Below are 25,718 nucleotides of genomic sequence, written 5' to 3'. Positions count from 1 at the left end.
GGCGGCTCACGAAAGCAAATGTCGCGATGGGTTCCCGGATACGTCAAACTATGATGGTCTCCCCGGCATAGCCGGGGGATTACCTTTGGGATTTAAAAGATGTTCATCGCGAAACTCCATTTGTGGGACATCGAGTTCTTGCGAATCTCTTGGGCGCAATTGACAAGTCTGTTCTTCGTGGCAGGTGTTGGAATTGGGGTGAATTCGGGGGCCGAATGCCGCACGGACGATTCGCGATGGTAGTGCGCCGGAGCCGCGTGCGGTGGCACCATGCGCTGCCTGCCTTGGCGCTCCTCCTCTCCGCTTGTGCCAACAACAGCTACATGGGCATTCCGCTCACAGCGGGCGCGGTCGATCCCGAATTGCAGCAACTCGCAATGCGTGCGCGAAGCGGCGATAAGCACGCCCAGCTCGATCTTGGGATCAGGTTCGAGGAAGGGCATGGTGTCGTTCAGAATCTGCTCAAGGCGCGCGATCTTTATTTTGCAGCGGCGACGGAGCGCGGTGCCGCTCGGCTAATCGTTATACCGACATCTTCTGGAGATACCCGCGTCCCGATCATCATGCGTCGGTCAAGAGTTACAGCGACGGGTTTGGCCGAGGCTGCCTTGCGCTGGGATCGGATTGCGCGACAGCTTGCTCCGATCCCAGTCACGATTCCTCGTAATGGACCTGAAGTCACCGTCTCAGGCTTCGATTTCGGAGAACTGATTTCCGCTCGCAAGGAACTCGATTTTTTTCATAGCGAAAGCCTCCTTTTCCCGGCGCTCAAGGCAAGTCGCGGGGTATCGCTCGACCTGGCGATGATGCAAGGGGCGGGGGCGATATTGTTGACGCCCGATGGGATTGACCAGACGGTGAAATATGCGGCGGCTGCGGCACCGGACGGCGAAGTCGCTCCTGAGAGTTTTTGTCGGAGCCATCTCGACGACTCTGATCTGACTGCTCCTGCGTCGTTTCGAATCGCTGCACTATGTGCGGTGAAACTATGTCGGCAAGGAGCGCCGATCGACTGGGCTCGCCTTACCGATGGCATTCCAGCGCCAGTGCCCGGCGCCGCCTTCGACCGCGAGGCTGCCGAGGCGTTTGGCAGTGCCGGCTTCGCCATGCGTGTCCTAGCCTATTGTGGAAGGACCGTGGAAGCCAATCGGGCGGCGCAACGAGTTTGGGAGCATTTGTCGCATTACCGGCAAGCCGCTGCGAGTTGCCTGCCCACCGACTGTAGCACGGGTCAACTGGGTTATGCCCTAGAACTCGCTCGATCGGGGAATGCTAACATCCTGGTTTGGGCGATCGAGAACGGCCAGTTGCGCGATCCCCACGTGACACTGGCAATTGCTATCTGGAATCGGGGCATCCCGACCGATCCATTCTCGGGGCCCGAACGCAATGCGCAGTTTGAAGCTCTCTGCAATACAATGGAACTCGATTACGCGGCGTGCCGCGCATCCTATCGCTACGACTCTTTCCTCGAAGGCCGGCTGTTCGAGTTGCTCGATCTGTTGATACGTACCGCAGCTGCGTCTGAGCGCGATAACTACATCCAACGGTTCTCGGAACGATACGCGGTAGACATCGAGGCGCGGGGTGTACGCGCGATGGTGGATGGACTGTCCACGGGCGACGATAACAGAAGGGGCAGTTAGCGGGCTCTCGTCGCTGAAGTAGACCGCATCCTTTACTATGCCAGTGATGTGTCGCAACCAGACAGCTAGCCTTGCTGCTGCGTATCCGAAAGCGGGCGCTGTTATCGAGGCCGGAGCGGCCGATCATGGTTGCAGAAAATGACCGTCATGAGGGCCACCCGACAAAGCTCCTTTTCGGCCGGCCAGTGGCGATATCGGCCATGTCCAAAGCCGGTGCCGAGGCCGTTCAGCGTATGCACCGCTAACAGCGAGGCCGCCGAAGCAATCCAGGGCCCTGCAAAACTATCCACGCCTCCGGCTACGATTCCGCTCGGGATGAACCGGTAATCCCCCGTCGCCCCGGCGGACGCCCAAGACCATCGCAGCGGGGCGTACCCATCCTTCGTCAGGGCTTGGCGCTGCGCTCCCGCGCCATGCGCTCCTGACGCTCGACCGCGGTTTCGGTGGGCACGAAGCTGTCTCCGCTCACGCCCAGCCAGATCAGGATCGGGGCCGCCATGTAGATCGAGCTATAAGTGCCCACGAAGATGCCCAGCGTGATCGCCGCCGTCATGCCGAACAGGCTTTCCGGTCCGAAGAACAGCAGCGGGACCAGCGCCAGCAGCAGCGAGGCCGATGTCATGACCGTGCGGGCCAGGGTCTCGTTCACCGACATGTCGAGCAGTTCGGGCAGCGGCATGCGGCGGAATTTCTTGAGGTCTTCGCGGATACGGTCGTAGACGACGATCGTGTCGTTGAGCGAATAGCCGATGAGCGCCAGCAAGGCCGCGATGATCTGCAGGCTGAATTCCATCTGGAACAGCGCGAACATGCCCAGTGTCAGCGAAACGTCGTGGAACAGCGCGAACAGCGCGCCCGCGCCGAACTGCCATTCGAAGCGCACCCAGATATAGATCGCGACCGCCAGCATCGCCGCGCCGAGCGCGTAGATCGCCATGTTGCGGAACTCGCCGGAGACCTTGCCCGAGACGGTGCTGATCGAATCGATGCGCACGTCGGGGTGGCCGGCGCGGATCGTCGCGACGATCTTCTTGCTGATCGCCTCGGCGGCGCCGGCATTGGCTTCCGCCTCGGCGGGCAGTTTGGTGCGGATCGATACCACGTTGGCCCCGCCGAAGCGCTGGATCACCGGATCGCCGTAGCCCAGCTTTTCGATCTCGTCGCGCAGCTCGGCCACCGGCGCCTCGGCCGACCGGGTGAAAGTCGCGTCGATTTCCTGGCCGCCGGCGAAGTCGATGCCGTAGTTCAACCCCTTGGTCATGACCATGCCCCAGCTCGCCGCGATCAGGATCATGCTGACCACGTAGAACGGCACCCGCCAGCGCAGGAAGTGGATGTTGGTGTTGTCGGGAACGAGTTTGAGCAGGCGCATCGAAGCTGTCCCTTATACGTTCAGTTCGGTCGGCCGCGCCCTGCGCAGCCAGTCGGCGACCCACATGCGGGTCAGCGTCACGCCGGTGAAGACCGACGTGAACAGGCCGATGATGAGCACCACCGCGAAGCCGCGAACCGGGCCCGAGCCGAAAGCGAAGAGCAGCACGCCGGCGATGAAGTTGGTGACGTTGGCGTCGTAGATCGCGCGGCTGGCTTCCTTGTAGCCGTTCTCCACCGCGGCGATCACGCGCCGGCCCTTCTTGCGCTCCTCGCGCATGCGTTCGTAGATCAGCACGTTGGCATCGACGGCGGCGCCGATGGTGAGCACGAAGCCGGCGATGCCGGGCAGCGTCAGGGTAGTGCCCATGACCGCCATCACGCCCAGGATCATCATCACGTTGAAGACCAGCGCGATGGTCGCGTAGATGCCGAAACGGCCGTAGACCGCCACCATCAGCAGGACCACAAGCCCCGAGCCGACGCCCATCGCGATCAGGCCCTTGCGGATCGAATCCGCGCCCAGGTCCGGGCCGACGGTGCGTTCCTCCACCACCGTGAGGTCCACCGGAAGCGCGCCGGAGCGCAGCGCGATGGCGAGCTGGGTGGCCGACTGCACGGTGAAGCTGCCGGAAATCTGCGCGCTGCCGCCCATGATCGGCTCGTTGATCTTGGGCGCGGAAAGCACTTTGCCGTCCAGGATGATGGCAAAACGCTTGTCCACGTTCTCGCTGGTCAGCTTGGCGAACTTGGCGCCGCCGGTCTGGTCGAAGGTGATCGAGACCACCGGGGTGTTGTTGCGGCTGTCGAAAGACTGCTTGGCATCGGTGAGCTGATCGCCCTTGATGCCGCCCAGGCGCTTGACCGCGAGCGCGGGAGCACCCGCGATCTTCGCTTCCTGCTGATCGGCGTAAGGGACGATCTCGTCGCCCGGGGGCGCGATGCCCTGCGCCACGTCGCTCGGCGCGGCGGCATCGTCGACCAGCTTGAATTCGAGCTTGGCGGTCTGGCCCAGCAGATTCTTCAGCGCCTGCGGATCGTCGAGGCCGGGAACTTGCACGACGATGCGATTTTCGCCCTGGCGGATGATCGTCGGCTCGCGGGTGCCGAGCGCGTCGATGCGCTTGCGCACCACTTCGATCGCCGAATCCATCGCGTTCGACACCGCCTGGTCCAGCCCCTCGGGGGTAGGGGTGAGCACGAAACGGCTGCCGTCCTCCACCTTGATGTCCCAGTCCCGCTGCCCGGTCAGGCCCGCGCCGCTGGTCAGCGGCAGGATCTCCTCACGCGCGGCATCCACTTGCGAGGGATCCTTGAGCATGAAGGTCAGGCGGCCGCCGGCGCTGGAGATATCGCCGATGTCGATGCGCGGGTCGGCCAGCTTGAGCCGGCCCCGGACCGATTCCTCCATGCTCTCCAGCCGCTGCTGGCCGACCTGCTTCTGATCGGCCTCAAGCAGGATATGGCTGCCGCCGGCAAGGTCCAAACCCAGGCTGACTTGCGGATCGGGCAACAGCTTGGGCCAGGGAAGCCCGGAGACGGCGAACAGGGAAGGCAGCGCGGCAGCGGCGATGGCCAGCGTCAGCCCCCAATACCACAGCTTCTTCCAGGTGGGAAATTCGAGCATTGCCTGTGGCTTCTCTCCGAATGGGCGCCGCCATGCCGGGGCGCCCTGGAAAACTGCCGGGTCGCCCCGGCTCAGTCGTTCGCGGGCTTCGAGCCGGCGGGCGGGATCACATCCACGATCGTGGACTTGAGCGCCTTTACCTTCACCCCTTGAGCGATCTCCACTTCGGCATAGCTCTCGTCAACCTTGAGCACTTTGCCGACGAAGCCACCACCGGTCAGCACCTCGTCGCCCTTCTTGAGCGCGCCCAGCTTGGCCTTGTGTTCCTTCTGCTGCTTCATCTGCGGGCGCAGGATCAGGAACCAGAAGATCAGCCCCATCGCGACGAAGGGCAGGTAGGTTACCCAGGCCGGCGGCGCCCCGGCGGAGGCGGAGGCGGCGAGCTGGTCAAGGATCGAGGTCTGCATTGGACTGAAAGGGCCTTCTCGTATTGGTCCGCCGGCGAATCGCGCCGGCCTCAATCGCCGCACGCCTCGCCGGGGAAATTCCATCACGGACCCCGATGGTGCGGGTCGGATGCGGGCGGTTAGCAATAAAGCGCGGCACTGGCAACGCGAGGCGCGCGCGTCCCTCCGCCGATCGCGCCCACAGATAAGCCCACGCGCGGCGCGTTCAAGCGGGGGATAAAACTCTTTGCCGGAGCGCTTGCACATCCCCGGAGAGGTGCCTATAGGGCGCGGCTCCGGTCGGGACGTAGCGCAGCCTGGTAGCGCATCACACTGGGGGTGTGGGGGTCGGAGGTTCGAATCCTCTCGTCCCGACCAATTTTACCTGCTTTTACAAGCGTTTAGTGGGCAGCGAAAGCTGCCCGTTTCCGTAAGTGCGCCACGCATAAGCAAACCATAAGCTGCCACGCTGAATCGCCGCACTCATAGCAGCACCCCACGCCCGAAGGCGCAGGGTGCGCAGAACGAGGCGCGCGGATCGATCAGGTCGAGACGCTGGCCGCCGGGCTCGGCGCCGATCCCACGCAGCTGTTGCCCGACGAAAAACGCGAATACGACGCTTTGCTTGCGCAACTGCCGCGCACCGGCGCGAGCGGGACGCCAGCTATGCGCTCTATTTCAGTGGCATCGAAGCGCTTTCCGCCGCCGACGCGCCGCAAATCGCAGCGGCTTTCGAAGCGGTCGGCAAGGAGCTCGACAAGGCCGGATTGCAGCGCCTGACGCGCTACATCCCGACGATCCGGCGCCACATTGAAACCAACCGCAGCGAGGTACGCAATACCGCGCGCGACGAACACTGGATCAAGGAATTGAAATCTGCCGTCAGCGCCTGAACTTCCCCGTCGCCTCCTGGCCATGATATGCGCCGGTGCCTGCATTCTCGCCACACCGGTTTGCATACAGGCCAAGCCGGCGAAATTCACCGACAGCTGCCTGGAGGCTCGTAAGCGGTTCAGCTGCATCAAGAATTTTCAGACAAACCAGATCCTGACCGGCATCGCGATTGGTGCACGGGCGGGCGGCGTGGTCGGCATCGCGGGCAATGCGGGGAAGTCCAACAAGTCCAGCATTCTGCCCGAGCTTCTTGCAGGTGCGCTGGCTGGGGGAACAATCGGCTACCTCGGCTCTATCGCGCAGGGTCAGCGCCACAAGGACGAACTGCGCGCGGCGATTGACCAGGATTTCGCGCCGACGCTGGGCTGCACATTACCGCAATATGTAGCATCAATCACTGCTCAGTAATGCTGCTCTTTGCGATACATTATGTCGATGTTGCGTCACGATACCTTTCGCATCAGGTCCCGCCACGTGCGCGCTTGGTAAGGTTCAGCGCTTTTGGCCGTGTAGACGGCGCGGACCGCCTCCAATTCCTGGCGCGCGGCGTCCTTGTGACCGCTGGCCTCCGCGATTCGTGCCCATGCGAGCCGGACGTTGGCCCCCCAATCGGCATCGCCCGCCAATTGCGCGACCGCTGCGGCGTCGATGCCTTCCAGCCGCGCCGCAGCCTCGGCGGTACGGCCGAGATCGATATCGCATTCAGCGACGGTATAGGCGATGGCGTCGGCGAGCGCGACTTTGCCGAACCCGGCAACGGCATCGCGATACGCCTGCTCCGCATTCGCCAGGCCTTGTGCCGCTTGCCCGCTTCGGCATTGCGCTGTGGCTGCATCGGTCAGGCTTGCGATGGTGAAGAAAGCATGCGATCCCAGCTTCTTCGCCGCGAGTTCATGAACCCGCAGATCATCGCGGATAGCATCCGCCCACCTCTCGATCATGCCTTCGGACTGCGCCTTGGTGGTCAGCAGTTGCAGCGTCATCTCATGGTCTTCGCCCAGCCGCGCGGCCAGGCGGGGATAAAGCGCGCTCGCTTCGGCAATCGCCCCTTCATGATCGTGGCCGACCGTCAGCGCCTGCGTGAGGTTCATCCGGGTCATCAGCACATTGGGGCCGTCCGGCCCTTCGATCGCGGCATAGTCCCGCGCGAGCGCCCGGAAATCATGTTCCGCACCCGGTCCGTCGCCCAGGCGTATCTTAGTAAAGGCAAGGCGCTGGCGGAAGGTCAACCGCGCGATCGGATCGAGCTGAGGCAATTTTCCCGCGTCTTGGACGGCCAGGTCGAACTGCTCCTGCGCCTTCTTGATGTCGTTGTTGACCAACGCGGCCATGCCGCGTGCCGAGGCGAGCCACACGGCAACGTCCGGCCGAGCATGGGCTAAAGCGCCGATCTCGGGCAGCGCCCGGTCAATTTCAGATTGAGCGCGCGCCGGGCTGCCATCCTGATACGAACGGGCTTCCATCATCGCGCGCTGGAGCCGGTTGATGATCGCGTCCGTGGCATTGGTGCTGCCAGCCTTTGCCCAGAGTGCCGCCGCCCGGTCATATTCGATTCGGGCTTCGACCCAATCGCTGCGCTTGTCGAACGCATTGGCGATGGTCTGATGCAGGCGCGCGGCAATGGCGGGCTCGGCGGCAAAGCGCCGATCTATCAGGGGCGATGCCTGTTTGACCACATCGACGAAGCTCTCCCCAGCACTCGCCGAACGGAACGGGTTGCTGCGTGCGAGCAGGTCGTTGGCCAGGAAGCCGTTGATGCTGTCGGCGATGCGGGTCTGATGAAGGGCATTGTCGCGTTCCCGCGCGGCGCGCATTGCCAGTGTGACGGAAAGGCTGGTGCCTAGGAGCAACGCAAGCGTCGCGGCGATCATCCACGGCCGTCGAGCTCGGACTCGCGCCATTTTGGCTTCCGCCAGTTGCGCCCGCATGGCGGCGGCCTTGGCGGCATCCGCCTCACGGCGGCGTCCGTCGAGATCGTGCAATCGACGCGCGAGTTCGGCAGCGCTTTCCAGCCTCTTTGCCGGGTCCCCGATGGTCGCATCCGCGATATCGGCACGCAGCAGCGGATCGCCGACATGGGCCTCCCAGCCCGTCGCTAGCGGGCGGCGCAGATCGCCGATGACGACCTGATAGAGTATCACGCCCAGCGCATAGATGTCGGCGACCATGCCGGGAGCTTCCCCAGCGAAGAGTTCCGGCGCGATCCACGGCGTGGTGCCGCCCACAGCGCCATCCATCGCATCGCCCGTGGCGGTGTTGGTGATGCCGAGAACATCGAACCGCTCCGGCTGCGTCAGCACCGCACTGCCGAAATCGATCACCCTGGACTGCCAGCGCCCGTTGCGATCCACCGACACGAGGACGTTGTCGGGCTTCAAGTCCTTGTGCAGTACGCCCAGGCCATGCGCCGCCGCGACCGTGCTCGCGACTTGGGCGACCAGTTCGATGCGCAGCGCCATTGGCACAGAGGCCAGCCCGCCTTGCGCCGCTGCCCAATCGGCAAAGTTGGCCCCGCCATCGGCGCTCTCGATGAAGAATGGCGCCTCGGAAAAATTCCAGTCGAGGACGGTAACGAAATCGGCCCGCTCCCCCAGCGACTCGCGCAGCAGGCGGGCGACGGCAACTTCACGCTTCAGCGAGCACAGGCGGCTTGCATCGGCGGCGAGCTTGAGGACGCGCGTATCGCGCGTCTTGTCATGGGCAATACGCCAGACCTCGGCATGCGGCGAGTGGCCGAGGCGCTCGGCATAATGCCAGTTGGTGCGGCCGGGCACAGCCGCTCCCGCCTCGATCGCAAGCACCGGCGCTTGCGGGGCGGATGGCGTAACACTGACCGGAGCCGCAAACCGATAACCGAGGCGCGGCACGGTGACGATCATCACGCCTTCGGTATCGCCGATGGTCCGGCGCAGCTTGGACAGCGCAGTGGTCAGCGAGCCTTCCGCGACCGTGACATTCGGCCAGACCGCATCAAGCAATTCGTCCTTGGTGACGACTTCGCCCGCGTGATGAAGCAATTCCAGCAGAATATCGAAGGGCTTGGCTTCGAGATCGGCCATGACGCCGCCGATGGTCAGAAGCCGGTTCGTCTCATCGATAGTGCAATTGCCAAACGTCCAAAGCCGCTGTCCATCGCTCCGCCGGGAGGAAGATTGCAGGGACGAATCGGTGGCCATGCGCTCCTTGAGAATTTCTTGAGAAGTCCGTGAGGACATTTGTACCGGCAGGAACAATCCTCCGCAAGCAAACTACGAGCGCAGCACTTGTAGTCTCCAACAGCGGGAGACCTATCATGAAGGGGAAGGTTCTGGGCTTCACGGCCTCCTCGGGCACCGGCACGATCACTGGCGAGGACGGCAGGCGCTACGGCTTCGCAGGAACCGAATGGCGCAGCGACAAACCGGCGGTGGCCGGGCTCGCGGTCGATTTCGAGCTGCGCGGCGACGAGGCGGTCGGCGTCTATCCGGTCGCGGGCGCTGGCATCGACGTGGCGGCGCTGTCGTCCTCCCCGGCGGTGGCGAAGGCACGCTCGCTCGCCATCGGCACACTGGCCTTTCCGCTCGCGATCCTGCTGCTGATCGCCAGCATCATGCCCGCCATCAACAGCCTCGCGCGCGGCGGGCGGAGCCTGTCGCTGCTGGGGCTGAACCCGGTCGTCACCGAACTGTCCCACCAAGCCAAGGCCGAACGCGAGATAGCCGAAAGCCGCAGCAAGGACTTCGACGAACGCGAGAAGCGGTTGCAGACTGTGATCGCCACGACCGGCCCCGGCACGCCGATCGGCTGGTTCGGCAGCGGCGGATCGGCGGGTGATGCGCTCAAGGAACTACAGGACGAGCGCGCCAACGCCGCCGCGTCGGAGGAAAGCCACATGGGCTCCTTCCTGCTGAGCTTCATGTGGTTGGCCTATGCCGTACCGCTGCTGGCCCTGGCGCTGATCGGCCTGAGCTGGACCGGCCGCTCGCTGCGCGCCGCATCGCTTGCCGGCGGTATATCCGGCGTGATCGCCTTCGGCCTGCTGTGGAACCTGACATCGCTGGCAACGATCGGCGACGTCATGTCGATGCTGACGCTCGGTTTCGGAGCCTGGATTATCCTGCTGGTCAGCATCGCGCTGGGCCTCTCGGGTCTCGGCAAGATTCACAACCCGCTCGCCACGGCCTGAAGGAGATCACTGCCATGCGTTATGGCTCAGCCCTCTTCCTGTCGATGCTGGGCGCGAGCATCGCCACGGCCTGCTTGGCGCAGACGCCGTCAAAGGCGGCGGGAAACACCGGCTCTCCCGCAAGCATGTCGGTCGCGGATCGCAAGCAAATCCTCCAGGTTTCCGGTTTCGATCTCAGCGCCGACCTGCGCAATGCCACGCGCTACTGCGGTGACAAGGAGATGGTCGCAAAGGTCGGGATCGGCCGGCGCGACATCAATCATGACGGTAAGGAGGAATTTTTCGTCCTCAGCCAGAACGACTGCGCGGACGGCAATGGCAAGCTGCATGCCGCCATCGTCTCTTTCGATCCGAAGACGAAGCTTTACCAAAGCATGCTGGACGTGGACGGCCAGCCCAAGATCGGTCCGCAAACCGGAACGGCCTGGCCGCAGATCGACGTGACCGATGGCGACAAGATCACCGCCTTCGTCTTCGTCGCCAACGACAGCCGCTACCTGCCGCTGTCCGAAATCCAATACCGCGAGAACGTCGCGCTCGCCCGCGTGCCCGACAAGACCGCGCCCGGACAGCTTCCCACCGCCGGATGGGCCAAGCCCTGGAGCGTCGGCAACCTGACGCCCGGCCAGATCGCGCAGATCTTCACGGCGGCAGGCTACAAGCGCGGAACCAGGGGCTGGGGCGACTGCGACGGTGCCAGCGGTGTGCGAATCCCTGGCGAAGACGAGATCGGCAACGGATCGCCGATCATGGACATGAACGGCGACGGCAACCCGGAAGTGATCGTGAATGAAATATGCGAGGGCGACAACAGCGGCGGCAAGTTCACAATCCTGACCCCGGTGTCCGGAGGCTGGAGGGTAATTGGCGAGGGGCAGGATAAACCCTTCTTCCTCAAGACGCACAGCCGCGCGGGTTGGCTCGATTACGAGCAGGGCGGCCCGGGTTTCTGCCATGAGCACGATCGCAACGACGGCCAGGGCTATCGACGTATCGGTCAAATCGAGGACACCCCCGGTGCCTGCTCCTGGCGCTAGGTTTCAGGTAAACGGCTAGAGGGGGACCGACGATGAGCGACGAGCAAAGCCGCCTGGACGAACGTGCCGGTCGCGAAGGGTGGATCGGCTATGCGCCGCAGGACATGGCCGCCTACCGGCGCGGGCAGGCGTCCGGCAATTGGGGCGGCGAAGCGGCACTCGGCTGAGGAATCTCGGGCGGGGACGTCACCGTTACGAAGCTGGTCCGTATCGCCATCTTCATGGCGCTGGTGCATGTGCTTCTTCGCTGGTGCGAGACCCGGGATACCGGCATGTCCCGCGCGCGCCGCTTTGGGCTACGCGACCCATTTCGGTAGCCCCGTCTGTTTGGCGTACGCTTATAGCGCTTAGTCCTTCCACGACGAGCGGCTCTCGCGGTTGGCCATCTCGACGGCGAGGATCTGGCGCCGGCCGTCCCAGTCGATGCCGACCGCGATCAGCACCGCCTGGCTGGCGACGATGCCGCCTCCGCGGACCTTCTCGTAGCGTGCATCGAGAATCAGATAGGGGAAGGGCTCGACAAATGGCCGTCGCGGTCTTGCGGCACCCGCAGCTCGAGCTTGCCCACGCGGGTCACCAGCGTTCGGCTGTAATAGCCCGAGCGATAGCCCAGCCGCCCTTCGACGCGCTCGCACTTGCCCGCCCCGAGCGCATCCGACATCTCGGCCTCCAGCATCTGCTGCATCACGTTGCGGACAATCTCGCGCAGCCCATCAGGGCTCTGCTTCAGAAGCTCTTGGACAGCGGCAATCGTGGGTCTATCTTCGGTCTTGGTCATGGCAGCTCTCCTCATCGGGCTAGGTGAATTCGAACATCACCAGCCTGCCATGGCCGCTCTCTTCCTCAATCGCTCTTGCAGAAGCTCCCGGACACTACAATTTTTCCTATTTATATTAATGTGTTATAGTGCAGAACGACCCCGTAGGACGTCAAATTGCAATTTCCAGCGAATTGCAACAAAGGTGCTCCCGCGAACCCAAGGACACTGATATTACAAGTTGCCCCGGTTGCCGAGAGAGGTCCGCCCGTCGGTTGTGCGATGTCATTTCGCCCCATACGATCCCAGTAGACAGATGGCATTTGTGATGGTATGCCAAACCCAATTCGGTTAAATACCAAAGTGAATTCAATATCTTGCCTCGGCGACCGGGTGCCCGTATGTCACCCGCTTTTTCAAGCACTTGGGCACCTTATCCCATAAAGCGAGCAAGTATCCGTTAAATATGGTGCGGTGGACGCTGGCTTTGCTTGCCAAAGGAGCGTTGTTCCGAAAGACAAGGGGCCGCGCCGAAGTGGCCAAGGAAGGCCACCTCGAAACAGGCATCATGCAAGCGGCGAACACCCCGCGGTCACGGCCGTCCCAAGCTTCCAGCCCGGAACGACGACGCTTCAGAACGGCAACTTGAAACCGGGCGGAAGGCCCATGCCCTGCTGCGCCTTGGCCAGTTCCTCGCTCGCCACCGAGTCCGCCTTGACGCGCGCGTCGTTGTAGGCCGCCGCGACGAGATCCTCCAGAATGGCCTTTTCGGACGGCTGCATCAGGCTGTCGTCTATCGAAACACCGATCACGCGGCCCTTGGCCGAACAGCGGATCTTGACGAGGCCGCCGCCGGAAAGCCCCTCGACCTCGAGTTGGTCGAGTTTGGACTGCGTTTCCGTCATCTGCTTCTGGATGGTCTCGGCCGCCTGCTGCGCCGCCTTGAGCATCTCTTCCATGGACTTCATTTCAACGTCTCCAATTGCGTGATCCGCCGCCGACTGCGGCCGGGCGGTCATCCTCGATTTCCTTGGCGTCGGGAAAGGCCGCCTTGGTGGCCACCATCAGCGGATGCCGGCTGATCGCCTCGTTGTCGGCGGCCTTCCTCGCTTCGGCCTGCTCTAACAGCGATGGCGCGCCCTGCGCATCGACCCGTTCCACGCGCCAGCGCTCGCCGGTGGCCTCGTTGAGGCTGTTCCTGACCAGCGCGGCGATATCCTCGTTGAAACCGGGCGGCTGGGTGTAGCGCAGCAGGCCAGGCGCGAGTTCGACCACCCGGACCTGCATGCGCATGACATTCGCCGCCACGTGCTGGTGCGCGTGTTCCACGTCCTCGACCAGGGATTCCCAGCGCGGCGTGACGGCCGGGGCGACTGTCGCGGACGGCGGCCCGTTGGTCGCGGAGCCGCCCTCTCCCGCCGGTGACGGCGCGGGCGGGCGGGCGGCAAGCTCCTCGAGCTTCCTCGCCAGCATGCCGGGATCGGGCATGTCGGCCGCGTGCATGATCCGTAGCAGCGCCATTTGCGCCGCCACCAACGGATCAGGCGCGGACTTGACCTCATCGTGGCCCTTGAGCAGCAACTGCCACAAGCGGTGCAGCTGTCCGGCACGCAGCGATTTGGCCCAGCTCTCGATCGCCTCGCGCTCCTCGGTGGAGGGCGCATCGGCGATGCCGCTCACTTGCGCGACGGCGATGCGGTGAGTCAGTTCCATCAGCCCGCGCATCATCGCGATCGGCTCGACGCCGAGCGCGAACTGGTGGGCAACCAGATCGAGCAGTTCGGCCGCCTTGCCCTCAAGGATCGCGGCAACCAGCTTGCGCTGCACGCTCTTGTCGGACAAGCCGAGCATGTCGCGCACTTTCTCGGCCCGCACTTTGCCTTCCCCGTCGAGATCGGCGTGGGCGATCGCCTGGTCCAGGATCGATAGACCGTCGCGAACCGAACCCTCGGCGGCGGCGGCGATCATGGAAAGCGCCTCGGTTTCCGCCTCGACCCCTTCCTTCGCGCAGACCATCGCGAAGTGTCCGGCCAGCATCGGCGCGGGAATGCGGCGCAAGTCGAAACGCTGGCAGCGCGACAGCACGGTGACCGGCAACTTGTCCACCTCGGTGGTCGCGAAGAGGAACTTCACATGCGCCGGCGGCTCCTCAAGTGTCTTGAGCAAGGCATTGAAAGCATTGCGCGACAGCATGTGGACTTCGTCGATGATATAGATCTTGTAGCGCGCCGAAACGGCGGCGTAGCGCACCGCCTCGATGATTTCGCGAACGTCGTCGACACCAGTGTGGCTGGCGGCGTCCATTTCGATCACGTCGATGTGGCGCCCTTCGGCAATGGCGACGCAAGGTTCGCACCGGCCACAAGGATCGATGGTCGGCCCGCCCTGCCCGTCCGGCCCGATACAATTGAGCGCCTTGGCGATGAGGCGTGCCGTGGATGTCTTGCCCACCCCGCGGACGCCGGTCATCAGGAAGGCATGGGCAAGCCGGTCACGCTTGATCGCGTTGGCCAGCGTCTGAACCATTGCCTCCTGTCCGATCAGTTCGCCGAAGGTCTGCGGGCGATATTTGCGCGCGAGCACCCGATAAGGCTGCGCCGGCGGGGCGGACGGTGGTTTCGTGGGCGCGGATGCAGGCGTGGGCGGCGCCGGCTCACCGAACATGGACGACTGCCCCGCCGCTTCCAACTCGGCGATGCTGGGCACGGCTTCTTCCTTCTCCCCGTTCCAGGGAGGGGAATCGCCGAAAATGTCGCGTGAATCGTCCATCGGCTCCCAAACTAGGGGTTGGCACCGGGAATGTCAGGGGAAATCCAAATTGCTCCACAGCCCCGCAGCGAACGGTTCACTCGACGATGTGAGGCTGAAGGAGCCGGGCGACCCGCCGCAATCCGTTGTGGCTGCTTCCTTCCGGACCTGACCAGATTGGCGAACGCAAACGTCCACCCGACTCCCGGGCGGCCATATGGCTGGGGTTGGTTCGAAATGCAAGGTGCCCAAAGGCCGGGAACAATCAGCTATAGTGAAACCAGCACTGCGCGATCTCAAGGCGCTGGCCGGCACCTGAGTCGGCAACACGATATACCAGCCGATCCGCCTGGCTGATCCTGCGCGACCACCGCCTTCTGGCGGGTGACGATTACCGGCGAACGATCGTCCACCGCGTGGTCCATCACCGTCTTGAAATTGGCGCGGCATCGGAAAACGACAAGACATCCATCGGTAGCGCTCCTTCCACCAATGCGTGCAAAAATCAGTACAAAGCCAAGATCGATCCGCTCAGCGGAAGTTGTCGGCGTAGGCCTGGATCTTGAGGCGGCGCGGGGGCGTGGCGTGGACTTCCGCCTCGATGCCGTAACGCGCGGCGTAGGCCTTGGCGTCATCGCTGGTCGGAAACTTGAGCGTTACCTGCTGCTGCATATCGCCCGAACCGGCCCAGCCCATCAGCGGATCGGGCCGCTTCGCCTCGGCCGGCGCGAATTCGAGGATCCACTGGTCGAGAAGCGCCTTGCCGGACTGCATGGCGTTCTTCGGGCGCTGATAGATGCGTGCACTCATGAACCAGCGCTTTGCCTCCGAATCGAGGGGGAAATCAAGCCGCAATCAGTTCCGCTTCGAAGCTTCGAAAGCATTGCGCGTCTTCAGGCTCGGATCCTCGGTCCAGGGCTCGTCCGGCCAGCGGTGTTTCGGATAGCGGCCCTTCATGTCGCGCTGCACATCGCGCCACGAACCGCGCCAGAAGCCGGGCAGGTCGCGGGTGGTCTGGATCGGCCGGCCCGCGGGCGAGGTCAGCTTGAGCAGCAAGGGCTGCGGGGGCTGGCCGAAAGTGGGATGACGATCGAGCCCGAACAGCGCCTGGACGCGCACTTCTACACTGGGCCCGCCGTCGTCCTCGTAGTCGATGGCGTGGGCGGTGCCGGCGGGGCTGTGGAATTCGGGCGGGGCCAGCTTTTCCAGCACCTGCCGATCATCCCAGGTCAACCGCCCCCGCAAGGCATCCTGCAGCGCGCCCTTGTCGAGCGCATCGAGACGGCGGCCCAGCAGCGGGCCAAGCCAATCGCCGAGATCGGCCAGCAGCGCTTCCTCGGAGAGCGCTTCGATCCCGGCATACCGTGCACGGCGCAAAAGCGAGAGGCTGGACTTGCCGAAGGGCACCAGCGCCAATCCCTTCTCCCTCACCCGGTCATGCAGGAGAGCGGAGATCGCCGCCGGATCGGGCGAGGGATCGGGGCCGCTCGCCAGCGTGATCGCGCCCAGCCGGCGCTCCAGCCGCGCCTCCACGCGTCCTTCCTCCTCGTTCCAGCGCAGGACCGAGCGCCGCTGGATGGCATCGCCGAGCCATTGCTCCACCTCGGACGCTTCGAGCGAGATGCCCGAAAGAATACGCGCGCCTTTCGCCTGCCCCTGCGCATCGCCGATCACCAGCCATTCGCGTGAAGCGAGCGGCGAGGCGGGATTGAGTACATAGCCCCTGCCCCCCGCTGAAAGCCAGCTCTCGCCGGAAGGATCGCGGCGCCGCGCGATCATGTCGGGACGGCCCAGTGCGAGGAGAACGCCCAAGGGCACCTCTTCTCCGCGCCCACGCTCCGAAACCAGTGAGCGGGCCCGCTTCGCCCAGCCGGCAGCGAGCTTGCGCGAGGCTTCGGCCCGCGCGGAACGATCACCGTTCCAACGTGACAGGCGCTGTGCAAGATCGTCGCCGCGTCCGCCTAGCCCGCGTTCCTGGAGCATCAGCGCCAACTTGGCGGCGACATCCCCCGCGCCGCGTTCGCTCGCGCGCAGGATCATCGCCGCCTGCGCCGGGTCCATCGGCAGGCTGGCGACCTTGCGGCCGAATTCGGTGATCCGCCCTTCGGAATCCAGCGCGCCGAGCGCATCCAACCCCTTGCGCGCCGCGTCCAGCGCCGACGCCGGCGGCGGATCGAGCCAGGCCATCGCCGCGGGATCGCCGCTGCCCCATTGCGCGAGCGCCAGGGTCAGGGGGGCCAGGTCGCTGGTCACGATTTCGGGCGGATCGAAGGCGGGCCTTCCCGCATGCGCGGCTTCTTCCCACAGGCGGTAGGCGGCACCCGGCCCCTGGCGCGCGGCGCGGCCCGCGCGCTGGGCGGCGGAGGCCTGGCTCGCACGGTGGGTGACCAGCCGGGTAACGCCAGCCGCCTTGTCGAACTCGGCCCGGCGCGAAAGGCCGGAATCGACCACGACCGAAACCCCATCGAGCGTCAGCGAGGTTTCGGCGATCGCGGTGGCCAGGACCACCCGACGGCGACCCTCGGGATCGCGCCGGATCGCGGCGCGCTGGGCGGCGGGCTCGCACTGGCCGTGGAGCGGCAGGACGAGCGCCCGGGGCAGCTTTTCCGCAAGCCGTTCCGCCGCCCGCTCGATCTCGCGCAGGCCCGGCAGGAAGGCTAGCACATCGCCGTCCCGCTCCCGCCAGGCAATCAGGATCGCGGCGGTCATGGCATCTTCGATCCGCTGGTCCGGCGCGCCGCCCAGCCAGCGCACATCGAGCGACCAGGCCTTGCCGGCGCTCTCGATCACCGGCGTGCCCTCTCCCAGCAAGTGGGCAAAGCGGGATCCGTCGATGGTCGCGGACATCACCACCAGCCGCAAATCCTCACGCAGCACCTCGCGGCATTCGATCGCCAGGGCGAGGCCGAGGTCGCTGTCCAGGTGCCGCTCGTGCGCCTCGTCGAACAGGACGGCGGAAACCCCGGTCAATTCGGGATCGGAGAGAAGGGTCGCGACGAAGATCGCCTCCGTCATCACCAGCACCCGCGTGCGGGCCGAACGCCTGGTATCAAGGCGGGTTACGTAGCCGATGGTTTCCCCGGTCTTTTCGCCCAGTTGTTCCGCCATGCGCTCGGCGGCGGCACGCGCGGCGACGCGGCGCGGGGACAGCAGGATCACGGTTCCGGCACACCAGTCCTCGCCCAGCAGCGCGGGGGCCACCGCCGTCGTCTTGCCCGCGCCCGGCGGAGCGATGAGCACCGCGCCGGCGCGCCGGCGCAAGGCTCCGAGCAAATCGGGAAGCACGGCGCGGATCGGAAGGTCGCTCACGCCTGCCCCCATATAGCCTGTCCCCTCGACGGGAAAGCTTCGCGAAACTGCTTCACCCCTCGGCTTTTTTGGTTCCATAGTCGATGCGGATGCGCACCCAGACGCCAAGCTGCGGCTTGCCGTTGATACGGGGCGGGACCACCTGGAACTGCCAGGCCGCGTCGAGCACCGCACGGCCGAAACCGGAACCGCGTGGGGATTCGCCCAGTATCTGGCAATTGTCGACCCGATAGTGCTCCAATGTCTGACAGGCAATCATGCCCCAGCCTTGCCGGGGAATGTTCGCCGGCAAGTACCCGCCGAGCTGCGCGTCGGTCGGTTCCTTGAACCAATCGGCATTGTAGAGGACCGCCCCGCCCGGCCCCTCGCCAGGACCATAGGCGGCCTTGCCGGATGCGGCATCGCCGCCGCCCGAACGCGTCATCCCGCCGATATCGGCGGCGGCCATGTCGGCGCGCGAGAGCTTGTGGAAAGTGAAGGCCGGTTTTTCGGCCGGCGCGGGCTTCTCGGTCGGCGGCACCGGCGTTTCAACCGGCGCGCGATCCTGTCTCGGCTGCTTGGTATCGCGCTTCTTTGCCGCCTTGTGCTTCTGCTCCGCCTTGGCGCCGGCTTTGGTGTCGTCGCCGGCAATGTCGAAAGTCACGGGCTTGCTGCGCTTCTCAGGCAAGGATGCCAGCTGAGTCTGATAGATCGCGATCAGCAGGACGAGCAGCAACAACCCCGCTGACAGGGTCGAGGAAATCAAGCGCTGGCGGGGCGATCCGGGTTGGTAGCCCGTTACAGCCCGATCAGAATCGGAACGCATCGGCGTCTGGCCTAGACGCCGGGCGTCGAGGCGGCAACGCCAGAAAATCGGCCGTGCCCGACCATGGTTTTCCTCCGAAGCACGAGGTGCAATTATTGGCGGCGCTTGCGACTGTGGTTGTCTCATGACGGCTACGTCCTATGAGACGTTCCGATTCGAAGGAGTCGCGGCGGTTGAGCATGCGCGGATGACCGGGGAAATTTCTTGAGCGTTTCGATACTTGCACTGCCTCTGCTGCTGGCAGGCGCACCTGCGGAAGCAGGCGCCCTGCCGGCAACGGCGCCTGCGCCGGTCGTGACAATGCCAGAACAAGCCCCCTCGGAATCCGCTCCCGTGCCGCCAGGGAATGCAGCGCCTCCTCCGCCGGCCCAAGCGGAACCGGCACCGCACGACGAGCCGCCACCGGAGAATACCATTGTCGTCACGCGCCGGGCGCCTTCTCCCGCCGATCCCGCGGAAGCGATCAACGTCGTTTCGTATCAGGCGGTCCAGGCGCTCGACCGGGCCATCGTCGGCCCGATTGCCCATACCTATAAGCACACCATTCCAGGTCCCGTGCGGGACGGCTTGCATAACGTCCTCAACAACCTAGACGAGCCAATCGTCTTCGTGAACTTCCTGCTTCAGTTGAAGCCCGGAAAGGCGCTGGAAACGCTCGGACGCTTCACCGTCAACACCACCCTGGGCATTGGCGGTCTCTTCGACGTCGCGAAGAAGAAGCCGTTCAACCTGCCGCGCCGCTCCAATGGCCTTGCCGACACGCTCGGCTATTACGGCGTCGGCCCGGGACCATACCTGTTCCTTCCGGTCATCGGCGCAACGACACTGCGAGACCTCCTTGCCCGGCCTTTCGACTTCACGATCCTGCCCACTGCGGTGCCCAAGCCTTTCGCCGATTCCGGCTTCGCGCTGGGCAAGGGTGTTCTAAGCGCACTGGATGAGCGCGCGCAGAACGACGACAAGATCGAGGGCACCCGCCAGAGCGCGGATCCCTACGCCGCCCAGCGCGAGGAATACCTCGCCCGCAGACGTGCGGAGATCGACGTGCTCAAAGGCCGGCGCAAGACCGTCGATGGTCCGCTGATCGACAAGGAAGCTGCGCCATCGACGCATCCCGAGCCCAAGTCTCCCGTCGAAGCACCGGCAAATCCGGCGACCATCCCGGAAACCGTGGGCACGCCATGAACAGGTCTGCCCGCCTCGACGCCGAAGGCCGAGTCGATGCCCCGTCGCGCGACGTTCCGGCCTCTTGCCTGGCGGCCGACGATCTCTCGTCGCTGAGGATCGCCCTCGTCAGCGGCAACTACAACTGCCTGCGCGACGGTGCCAACCGGGCGCAGAACATGCTCGTGCGCTATCTCCTCGATCGCGGAGCGGCCGTGCGGGTCTATTCGCCGACTTGCGACAATCCCGCGTTCGAGCCGGCGGGCGATCTCGTCAGCATCCCATCCTCACCGCTGCTCTTCGGCCGCAAGGAGTATCGCATCGCGTGGGGGCTACCCAGGTCGGTCCGAGAGGACATCGCGACATTCGCACCGAACCTGTTTCACATCTCGCTTCCGCTGTTCCACGGACATAGCGCGCTCAAGCTGGCCCGCCGAACCGGCGTTCCCGTTGTCGCGGCCATGCACACCCGGTTCGAAACCTATCCTCGCTACTATGGGCTAGGCCTGTTCGAGCAGCCCCTGCTTGCAAAGCTGCGCCGCTTCTACCGCGCGTGCGACGGCGTGGTGGCGCCGTGCGAATCGGCCGCACGGACGATGCAGAACCAGGGAATGGGCGAGAACATCCGCATCTGGAGTCGCGGGGTCGACCCACAGATCTTCACTCCCGACCGGCGCGATCCCGAATGGCGCCGCGCGCAAGGGCTTGGCGACGAGCCCGTCATTGCCTTCCTTGGCAGGCTCGTCCTCGAAAAGGGCCTCGGCGACTTCGCCGATACCATTGCCCGCCTGCGCGAAGGCGGTGCGCAATTCCACATCCTCGTCATCGGCGACGGACCGGCCCGCGCCGAGTTCTCCGAGAGGCTGGGCGACGCCATATTCATCGGCTTCCAGCATGGCGCGGAACTGGCACGCGCGGTTGCCAGCGCCGACCTGCTGCTGAACCCTTCCGCCACCGAAGCCTTCGGCAATGTCTCGCTCGAAGCCATGGCCTGCGGCATACCGGTGGTCGCGGCCGATGCGACGGGCAACAGCAACATCGTCATCGACGGACTGACTGGCGCGCTGATCCCGCCGGGCGATGTGGAGGGCTATGCCCTGGCGATTTCCCGCTACCTGAACGACCCGGCCCTGCGAAAGGCACACGCCTTCAACGCCCATACCCATAGCCAGGCGTTCACCTGGGACCGCGCCAATGCCGGTATGGTCGACGCCTATTTCTCGGCCCTGGCGAAACACCAGACAGTGCCCGGCTAACCGGGGTAGCGCCTCAGTAGCGGCGCGCTACCGCGAACTCGACCGCCTCGGCCATGGCCAAGCGGGCCTCTCCGGCAGGGAAGCCGGCGATCGCATCGATCGCGCGCTGGGCGTAATGCCGGGCACGCTCGCGCGTGGCCTCGACGCAGCCGTGGCGGTTTATCAGCTCGACCGCGTGGGCAAGATCCTCGTCCTCGGTACGGAAACCGGCGATGGCTTCCTGCCAGAACTTGCGCTCCTGCTCGTCGCCGCGGGCGTAGGCGAGGATCACCGGCAGGGTCATCTTGCCCTCGCGGAAATCGTCACCCTTGTCCTTGCCCGATTCGGCCGCTTCCGAATCGTAGTCGATCGCATCATCGACCAGCTGGAACGCGATTCCCAGGTATCGCCCGTAAGCATCGAGCGCGAGTTCCTCCGCCTCGTTCTTCTCGGCGACGACGGCGGCGATGCGCGTGGCGGCGGCGAACAGCGCCGCAGTCTTCGAGCCGATGATCTGGAGGTAATGTTCCTCGCTGGTCTCGATCCTGCGCTGCGCACTCAACTGGTCCACCTCGCCCTCGGCGATGACGCTAGCCGCGCGCGAGAGGATCTTGAGGACCCTGAGGCTGCCGTCCTCCACCATCAGCTCGAACGAGCGGGTGAACAGGAAATCGCCCACCAGCACCGTCGCCGGGTTGCCATAGACGATATTCGCGGTTGCCTTGCCGCGCCGCAAGTCGGAGCCGTCAACGACGTCGTCGTGCAGCAGCGTTGCGGTATGGATGAACTCGACAGCGGCCGCAAGCTTGTGATGGCGCGTCCCCTGGTAGCCGCAAAGCTCCGCCGCCGCGACCGTCAGCATCGGACGCATGCGCTTGCCGCCGCCCGAAATCAGGTGCCCCGCAAGCGCCGGAATCAGCGGAATCTCGCTTTGCATCCGGTCGAGGATGACGGCGTTGACGCTGTTCATGCCGGCAGCGGTCAGCGCCAGCATGGGAGCGAGGGAAGGCTGCTGCCTGCGCGGGCGCAGGGTGATGACGTCTGCACTCATTGCCCCGCGCATTGCGCGCAGAGCGTGGCGAAGGCAAGTGCAAACGCCACCGGCCGGGCGAACGCTCCGACTGGCAGAGCCCGGGAACCCGTGCTAGCGGAGCCGCATCATGACTCAGGATATTCCCGCCAACGATCCGGTTCTGGCCGGCTACCGCGCCAGCATCGACAATATCGACGCCGCGCTAATTCACATGCTGGCCGAACGGTTCCGGATCACCCAGGCGGTGGGAGCCCACAAGGCCCAAACGAACCTGCCCGCATCCGATCCGGCCCGCGAGGAACGCCAGATCGCGCGCCTGCGCAAGCTGGCCGAGGATGCCCAGCTCGATCCCGACTTCGGCGAGAAGTTCATCCGCTTCATCATCGACGAAGTGATCCGGCACCATGAGCAGGCGAAGCTGGGATGACGGCATCGCCGGGGACCACGACACCCGGTATGAGATGATATCCGGTTTACGCCGTCCGGAGAGAAGAATGCCGCCCTGTTCCGGATAGATCCCTTGCCGCCGAGGTGCCGCCCCGCATCTTCGGAATATGCCCTTTCCACTCCGTCGCGAAGTGATCCGAACCGCCTATTCCTCGATCAAATCCTGCAGCCTGGCCATAAGCGCCTGGATGCGGGTGGCGGCTTCGGTGAAGGTCTTCACATCCTCGCGGTTGCCGTTGCCGCGCGCTTCCTTGGCGGATTCGACATAGCCTTCAAGGTCTACCTCCAGGGCATCGACCAGCATTTCGATCTCGTCCTGGGTGAGCGAGAGAGTGATGGCCTTCGTCATGAGTGCTCCTTCAATTTCTTGCGCTTCTGATCCGCGCCTTCCAATTCACAGGCGCCGCCCATGAGGATCAAGCCGTGGCGAGGCAACGGTCCCGCCACGCTTGTCCACCACATCTTCCACGACATCTTCCCGGGCCGGCTCAACCCACCGCGCGCGGCAGCTTGAGTTTCACCAGCAGTCCGCCCAGGTCCTCGCTCTCGTCCAGTTCGACGGTGCCGCCGTAGATTTCGGCCACGTCGCGCACGATGGCAAGGCCCAGTCCGGTCCCCGGCTTGCCAGTATCGAGCCGCGCGCCGCGATCGAAGATGCGCACGCGCTCGGCTTCGGGAATGCCCATACCGTCGTCCTCGATCCAGATCTCGCAGAGGCGCGCATTCTTGCCGCCATGGCCTTCGGCGTCGACCGTGACGAAGACGCTGCCGCCGCCGTACTTGGCGGCGTTCTCGATCAGGTTGCCCAGCATTTCCTCGAGATCCTGCTTCTCCAGCGCGACGCATACCTGGCGATTGCCGTCGAGGTCGAAGCGCGTGTTCTCGTAGAGCCGCTCCACCGCGCGCAGCACCGCCTCCAGGCTCGGCCAGACTTCCGCGCGCGACATGCCGGCCGCACGGCGCCCGACCGCGCGGGCGCGGGCGAGATGATGGTCGACCTGGCGGCGCATCACCGCCGCCTCGCGGATGACGGTATCCGCCAGGTCAGGCGCCTTGGCGGTCGCCGCGTTCATCACCACCGTCAACGGCGTCTTGAGCGCATGGGCGAGGTTTCCCGCATGGGTGCGCGCCTCCTCGGCCTGCCGCTCGGTATGGCTGAGCAGCGCGTTGAGCTCCTCCACCAGCGGCTCGACTTCCTTGGGCAGCGGCTGGGTAACGCGGGCGCCGCCAGTGGTCCGCAGTTTCTGGATCGCGCGCCGCACGTGGCGTAGCGGGAACAGGCCGTACCAGGTCTGCAACCCGGCCATGAGCAGCAGCCCGAAGCCAAGCGCGACGAAGCTGTAGACCAGGATCGAACGGATGATCTTGATCTGGACGTTGAGGTCCTTGCGGCTCGCGGCGACCGTGAACATCCACCGGGTGTTGCTGCCGGGCAGGATGATCGAGCGCTCCATCACCCGCAGCGGCTCGCCCTGGAACTGGTCGCTGTCATAGACGTGGGGCTGCGCGTCGAAATGGTCTTCCGGCACGTCGAGGCTGCGATCCCATAGCGAGCGCGAAGGAAAGTCTTCGTGCCCTTTGGCGCGGATCTGCCAGTAGAGGCCGGAATTGGGTTCCAGGAAGCGCTGATCGCCCAGCGGCCGGATGAAGAATACCTCGCCGTCCGGGCCGATTTCGGCCGAACCGATCATGCCGGTGAGCATGTAGCCGAGCTGCTCGTCGAAATTGCGGGTGACGAGGCCGGTCAGCGTGCGGTCCAGCGCCAGCCCGCCGACCAGCAGCAGGATGAAGATCCAGCCCGCCGCGATCAGCATCATGCGCCGGGCCAGCGAACCGGTATGGTGGGTCCGCGCCGGTCTCACCGCCGGTGGGTCCGCCAGCGCGGCGATCCCGCCGGCCACGGAAGCCGGCGGCTCAGCCGCGCGGCTGATCGGCGGGATCGTCGAGGCTGTAGCCAAGGCCACGGATCGTCGTGATGACATCGGCACCCAGCTTCTTGCGGATGCGCGTGACGAAGACCTCGATCGTATTGGAATCGCGGTCGAAATCCTGATCGTAAATATGCTCGATCAGCTCGGTGCGGCTGACCACCTTGCCCTTGTGGTGCATCAGGTAAGACAGCAGCTTGTATTCCTGCGCGGTAAGCTTGACCGGCTCACCAGCCAGCGTGACGCGGCCGGAGCGGGTATCCAGCCGCACGTCGCCGGCGGTCAGCTCGCTGGAGGTGTTGCCCGAAGCGCGGCGGATCAGCGCGCGCAGGCGGGCGATCAGTTCCTCGGTCTGGAACGGCTTGGCGAGGTAGTCGTCGGCACCGGCGTCCAGGCCCGCCACCTTGTCGGACCAGCTGTCGCGCGCGGTCAGCACCAGGACGGGGAAGTTGCGGTTTTCCTTGCGCCACATGCCCAGCACCGTAAGGCCGTCGATCTCGGGCAAGCCGAGGTCGAGGATCACCGCGTCGTAGTCCTCGGTCGAACCCAGGAAGTGGCCGTCTTCGCCATCGGCGGACAAGTCCACGGCGTAGCCGTTCTGCTCCAGCGTGGTCTTGAGCTGGTTTCCCAGGGTGGGTTCATCCTCGACGATCAGGATGCGCAATTCCGGTCTCCCTACATGAACCGGGGTGAAATGGGCCCAAAGCCGGGCAGCGTCAAGCGATGGCCCCTTGGCGCGGGATCGACGCGGCCCTCAACGTGACCCTCAACGTGACTGGCCGATGACGCGGCCGGTCCGGGCATCGACATCCACGAAGTAGACCTTGCCGTCCTGGATGAATTTCAGACGATAAGCCATTGCCGCAGGATCGTAATCGGGCCCAAGATACTGTTTGCCCGCCATGCGCGGCAAGACGATCTGCTCGATCTGGCGGATCGACAGGATATTGCCCGCGCGGCGTTCCTTGCGTGCCTCGTCCTGTTCGCCGCCGCCTTCGGCATGGAGAGGTAGCGCATTCACGCCGAGCGCGAAGGCTGAAAGTACGGCCAAGGGGGCAAGAAGCTTGTTCATCACAACTTCGGTGCCTAACCTTTGGGCATTGAACAAGTCCTGAATGTGGCTGGAAGGTGGCAGACAGGTTCACCTGTTGCCGATTTCCCACTGT

At 64.8% G+C, this 25,718-nt stretch carries 24 protein-coding genes, 1 tRNA gene, 1 other RNA gene and 1 pseudogene; 10 read left to right on the top strand and 17 right to left on the bottom strand.

Annotated features, from left to right (window positions below; all coding sequences use genetic code 11):
* Positions 1-323: 323 nt before the first annotated feature.
* A complete protein-coding gene (locus BM052_RS16860; RefSeq protein ID WP_143084882.1) occupies positions 324-1,646 on the top strand; it encodes a hypothetical protein in 1,323 nt (440 codons plus the stop codon).
* 385 nt (positions 1,647-2,031) lie between these two features.
* Here BM052_RS16860 and secF read toward each other — a convergent pair whose 3' ends face one another.
* From secF to yajC, 3 genes are all read right to left on the bottom strand, one after another.
* Positions 2,032-3,018: a protein translocase subunit SecF gene (gene secF / locus BM052_RS16855; RefSeq protein WP_091148765.1), complete on the bottom strand. Its 987-nt coding sequence runs from the start codon at positions 3,016-3,018 to the stop codon at positions 2,032-2,034.
* A 12-nt stretch (positions 3,019-3,030) separates the two neighbouring features.
* A complete protein-coding gene (gene secD / locus BM052_RS16850) occupies positions 3,031-4,644 on the bottom strand; it encodes a protein translocase subunit SecD (protein WP_091148763.1) in 1,614 nt (537 codons plus the stop codon).
* A gap of 71 nt (positions 4,645-4,715) precedes the next feature.
* A complete protein-coding gene (gene yajC, locus BM052_RS20010; protein ID WP_177198526.1) occupies positions 4,716-5,051 on the bottom strand; it encodes a preprotein translocase subunit YajC in 336 nt (111 codons plus the stop codon).
* A 280-nt stretch (positions 5,052-5,331) separates the two neighbouring features.
* Here yajC and BM052_RS16840 point away from each other — a divergent pair.
* The 3 genes from BM052_RS16840 (at position 5,332) to BM052_RS16835 (ending at position 6,332) form a co-directional block, all read left to right on the top strand.
* A tRNA-Pro gene (locus BM052_RS16840) sits at positions 5,332-5,408 on the top strand.
* 137 nt (positions 5,409-5,545) lie between these two features.
* Positions 5,546-5,923 carry a hypothetical protein gene (locus BM052_RS19655; protein WP_143084881.1) on the top strand — a complete coding sequence of 126 codons (378 nt, stop codon included), beginning with the start codon at positions 5,546-5,548 and terminating at the stop codon, positions 5,921-5,923.
* 22 nt (positions 5,924-5,945) lie between these two features.
* The gene (locus BM052_RS16835) at positions 5,946-6,332 is read left to right on the top strand and encodes a hypothetical protein (protein WP_091148760.1); all 387 of its coding nucleotides are present in this window, start codon (positions 5,946-5,948) and stop codon (positions 6,330-6,332) included.
* A gap of 35 nt (positions 6,333-6,367) precedes the next feature.
* Here BM052_RS16835 and BM052_RS16830 read toward each other — a convergent pair whose 3' ends face one another.
* Positions 6,368-9,100, bottom strand: a complete 2,733-nt coding sequence (locus tag BM052_RS16830) for a protein kinase domain-containing protein (protein ID WP_177198525.1) — start codon at positions 9,098-9,100, stop codon at positions 6,368-6,370.
* Between the two features lie 116 nt (positions 9,101-9,216).
* Here BM052_RS16830 and BM052_RS16825 point away from each other — a divergent pair, with 116 nt between their 5' ends.
* Genes BM052_RS16825 through BM052_RS20315 form a run of 3 tightly spaced genes read left to right on the top strand, consistent with a single transcriptional unit; the run spans position 9,217 to position 11,293 of the window.
* Complete coding sequence (locus BM052_RS16825) at positions 9,217-10,089, top strand: hypothetical protein (protein WP_091148756.1); 873 nt, start codon at positions 9,217-9,219, stop codon at positions 10,087-10,089.
* A gap of 14 nt (positions 10,090-10,103) precedes the next feature.
* The gene (locus BM052_RS16820) at positions 10,104-11,126 is read left to right on the top strand and encodes a hypothetical protein (RefSeq protein WP_143084880.1); all 1,023 of its coding nucleotides are present in this window, start codon (positions 10,104-10,106) and stop codon (positions 11,124-11,126) included.
* Between the two features lie 32 nt (positions 11,127-11,158).
* Entirely contained in the window at positions 11,159-11,293 is a 135-nt protein-coding gene (locus BM052_RS20315) for a hypothetical protein (RefSeq protein WP_255406220.1), read from the top strand.
* Between the two features lie 183 nt (positions 11,294-11,476).
* On the opposite strand, the pseudogene BM052_RS16815 reads toward BM052_RS20315, so the two are convergent.
* From BM052_RS16815 to BM052_RS16780, 8 genes and pseudogenes are all read right to left on the bottom strand, one after another.
* Positions 11,477-11,904 (bottom strand): annotated as a pseudogene (locus BM052_RS16815) (transposase); the annotation flags it as partial.
* Between the two features lie 611 nt (positions 11,905-12,515).
* Positions 12,516-12,851, bottom strand: a complete 336-nt coding sequence (locus tag BM052_RS16810) for a YbaB/EbfC family nucleoid-associated protein (protein WP_091148753.1) — start codon at positions 12,849-12,851, stop codon at positions 12,516-12,518.
* A 1-nt stretch (position 12,852) separates the two neighbouring features.
* Positions 12,853-14,652: a DNA polymerase III subunit gamma/tau gene (locus BM052_RS16805; RefSeq protein ID WP_091148752.1), complete on the bottom strand. Its 1,800-nt coding sequence runs from the start codon at positions 14,650-14,652 to the stop codon at positions 12,853-12,855.
* A gap of 93 nt (positions 14,653-14,745) precedes the next feature.
* Positions 14,746-14,840, bottom strand: an RNA gene (ffs, locus tag BM052_RS16800) — signal recognition particle sRNA small type.
* Positions 14,841-14,896: 56 nt separating this feature from the next.
* Positions 14,897-14,971 carry a hypothetical protein gene (locus BM052_RS16795; RefSeq protein ID WP_255406221.1) on the bottom strand — a complete coding sequence of 25 codons (75 nt, stop codon included), beginning with the start codon at positions 14,969-14,971 and terminating at the stop codon, positions 14,897-14,899.
* Between the two features lie 191 nt (positions 14,972-15,162).
* A complete protein-coding gene (locus BM052_RS16790) occupies positions 15,163-15,441 on the bottom strand; it encodes an ETC complex I subunit (protein WP_091148777.1) in 279 nt (92 codons plus the stop codon).
* Between the two features lie 45 nt (positions 15,442-15,486).
* Positions 15,487-17,940 (bottom strand): ATP-dependent helicase HrpB, encoded by a 2,454-nt coding sequence (gene hrpB, locus BM052_RS16785; RefSeq protein ID WP_091148750.1) that lies wholly within the window; start codon positions 17,938-17,940, stop codon positions 15,487-15,489.
* 52 nt (positions 17,941-17,992) lie between these two features.
* Positions 17,993-18,685 (bottom strand): energy transducer TonB family protein, encoded by a 693-nt coding sequence (locus tag BM052_RS16780; protein WP_369821552.1) that lies wholly within the window; start codon positions 18,683-18,685, stop codon positions 17,993-17,995.
* A gap of 393 nt (positions 18,686-19,078) precedes the next feature.
* On the opposite strand from BM052_RS16780, the gene BM052_RS16775 reads away from it, so the two are divergent.
* Together BM052_RS16775 and BM052_RS16770 are read left to right on the top strand one after the other, a co-directional pair.
* Positions 19,079-19,930: an MlaA family lipoprotein gene (locus BM052_RS16775; protein ID WP_255406219.1), complete on the top strand. Its 852-nt coding sequence runs from the start codon at positions 19,079-19,081 to the stop codon at positions 19,928-19,930.
* Positions 19,927-21,165, top strand: coding sequence for a glycosyltransferase family 4 protein (locus tag BM052_RS16770; RefSeq protein ID WP_091148749.1), 1,239 nt, complete (start codon positions 19,927-19,929; stop codon positions 21,163-21,165). Before BM052_RS16775 ends, BM052_RS16770 begins: the two co-directional genes overlap by 4 nt.
* Positions 21,166-21,178: 13 nt before the next feature.
* Here BM052_RS16770 and BM052_RS16765 read toward each other — a convergent pair whose 3' ends face one another.
* Positions 21,179-22,195, bottom strand: coding sequence for a polyprenyl synthetase family protein (locus BM052_RS16765; RefSeq protein ID WP_091148747.1), 1,017 nt, complete (start codon positions 22,193-22,195; stop codon positions 21,179-21,181).
* Positions 22,196-22,304: 109 nt separating this feature from the next.
* Between BM052_RS16765 and BM052_RS16760 the strand changes: the two genes are divergently transcribed.
* Positions 22,305-22,604: a chorismate mutase gene (locus BM052_RS16760; RefSeq protein WP_091148746.1), complete on the top strand. Its 300-nt coding sequence runs from the start codon at positions 22,305-22,307 to the stop codon at positions 22,602-22,604.
* Between the two features lie 165 nt (positions 22,605-22,769).
* Here BM052_RS16760 and BM052_RS16755 read toward each other — a convergent pair whose 3' ends face one another.
* The 4 genes from BM052_RS16755 to BM052_RS16740 all read right to left on the bottom strand — a co-directional run bounded on the left by BM052_RS16755 (position 22,770) and on the right by BM052_RS16740 (position 25,624).
* Complete coding sequence (locus BM052_RS16755) at positions 22,770-22,973, bottom strand: hypothetical protein (RefSeq protein WP_091148744.1); 204 nt, start codon at positions 22,971-22,973, stop codon at positions 22,770-22,772.
* A gap of 139 nt (positions 22,974-23,112) precedes the next feature.
* Positions 23,113-24,441 carry a sensor histidine kinase gene (locus tag BM052_RS16750; RefSeq protein WP_177198527.1) on the bottom strand — a complete coding sequence of 443 codons (1,329 nt, stop codon included), beginning with the start codon at positions 24,439-24,441 and terminating at the stop codon, positions 23,113-23,115.
* A gap of 97 nt (positions 24,442-24,538) precedes the next feature.
* On the bottom strand, positions 24,539-25,216 hold the full coding sequence (locus BM052_RS16745) for a response regulator transcription factor (protein ID WP_091148743.1): 678 nt from the start codon (positions 25,214-25,216) through the stop codon (positions 24,539-24,541).
* 102 nt (positions 25,217-25,318) lie between these two features.
* Entirely contained in the window at positions 25,319-25,624 is a 306-nt protein-coding gene (locus BM052_RS16740) for a PepSY domain-containing protein (RefSeq protein ID WP_091148741.1), read from the bottom strand.
* Positions 25,625-25,718 lie beyond the last annotated feature (94 nt).

Source organism: Novosphingobium sp. CF614, from assembly GCF_900113255.1.
Lineage (GTDB): Bacteria > Pseudomonadota > Alphaproteobacteria > Sphingomonadales > Sphingomonadaceae > Novosphingobium.
This window is presented reverse-complemented; position numbering and strand designations above follow the sequence as displayed.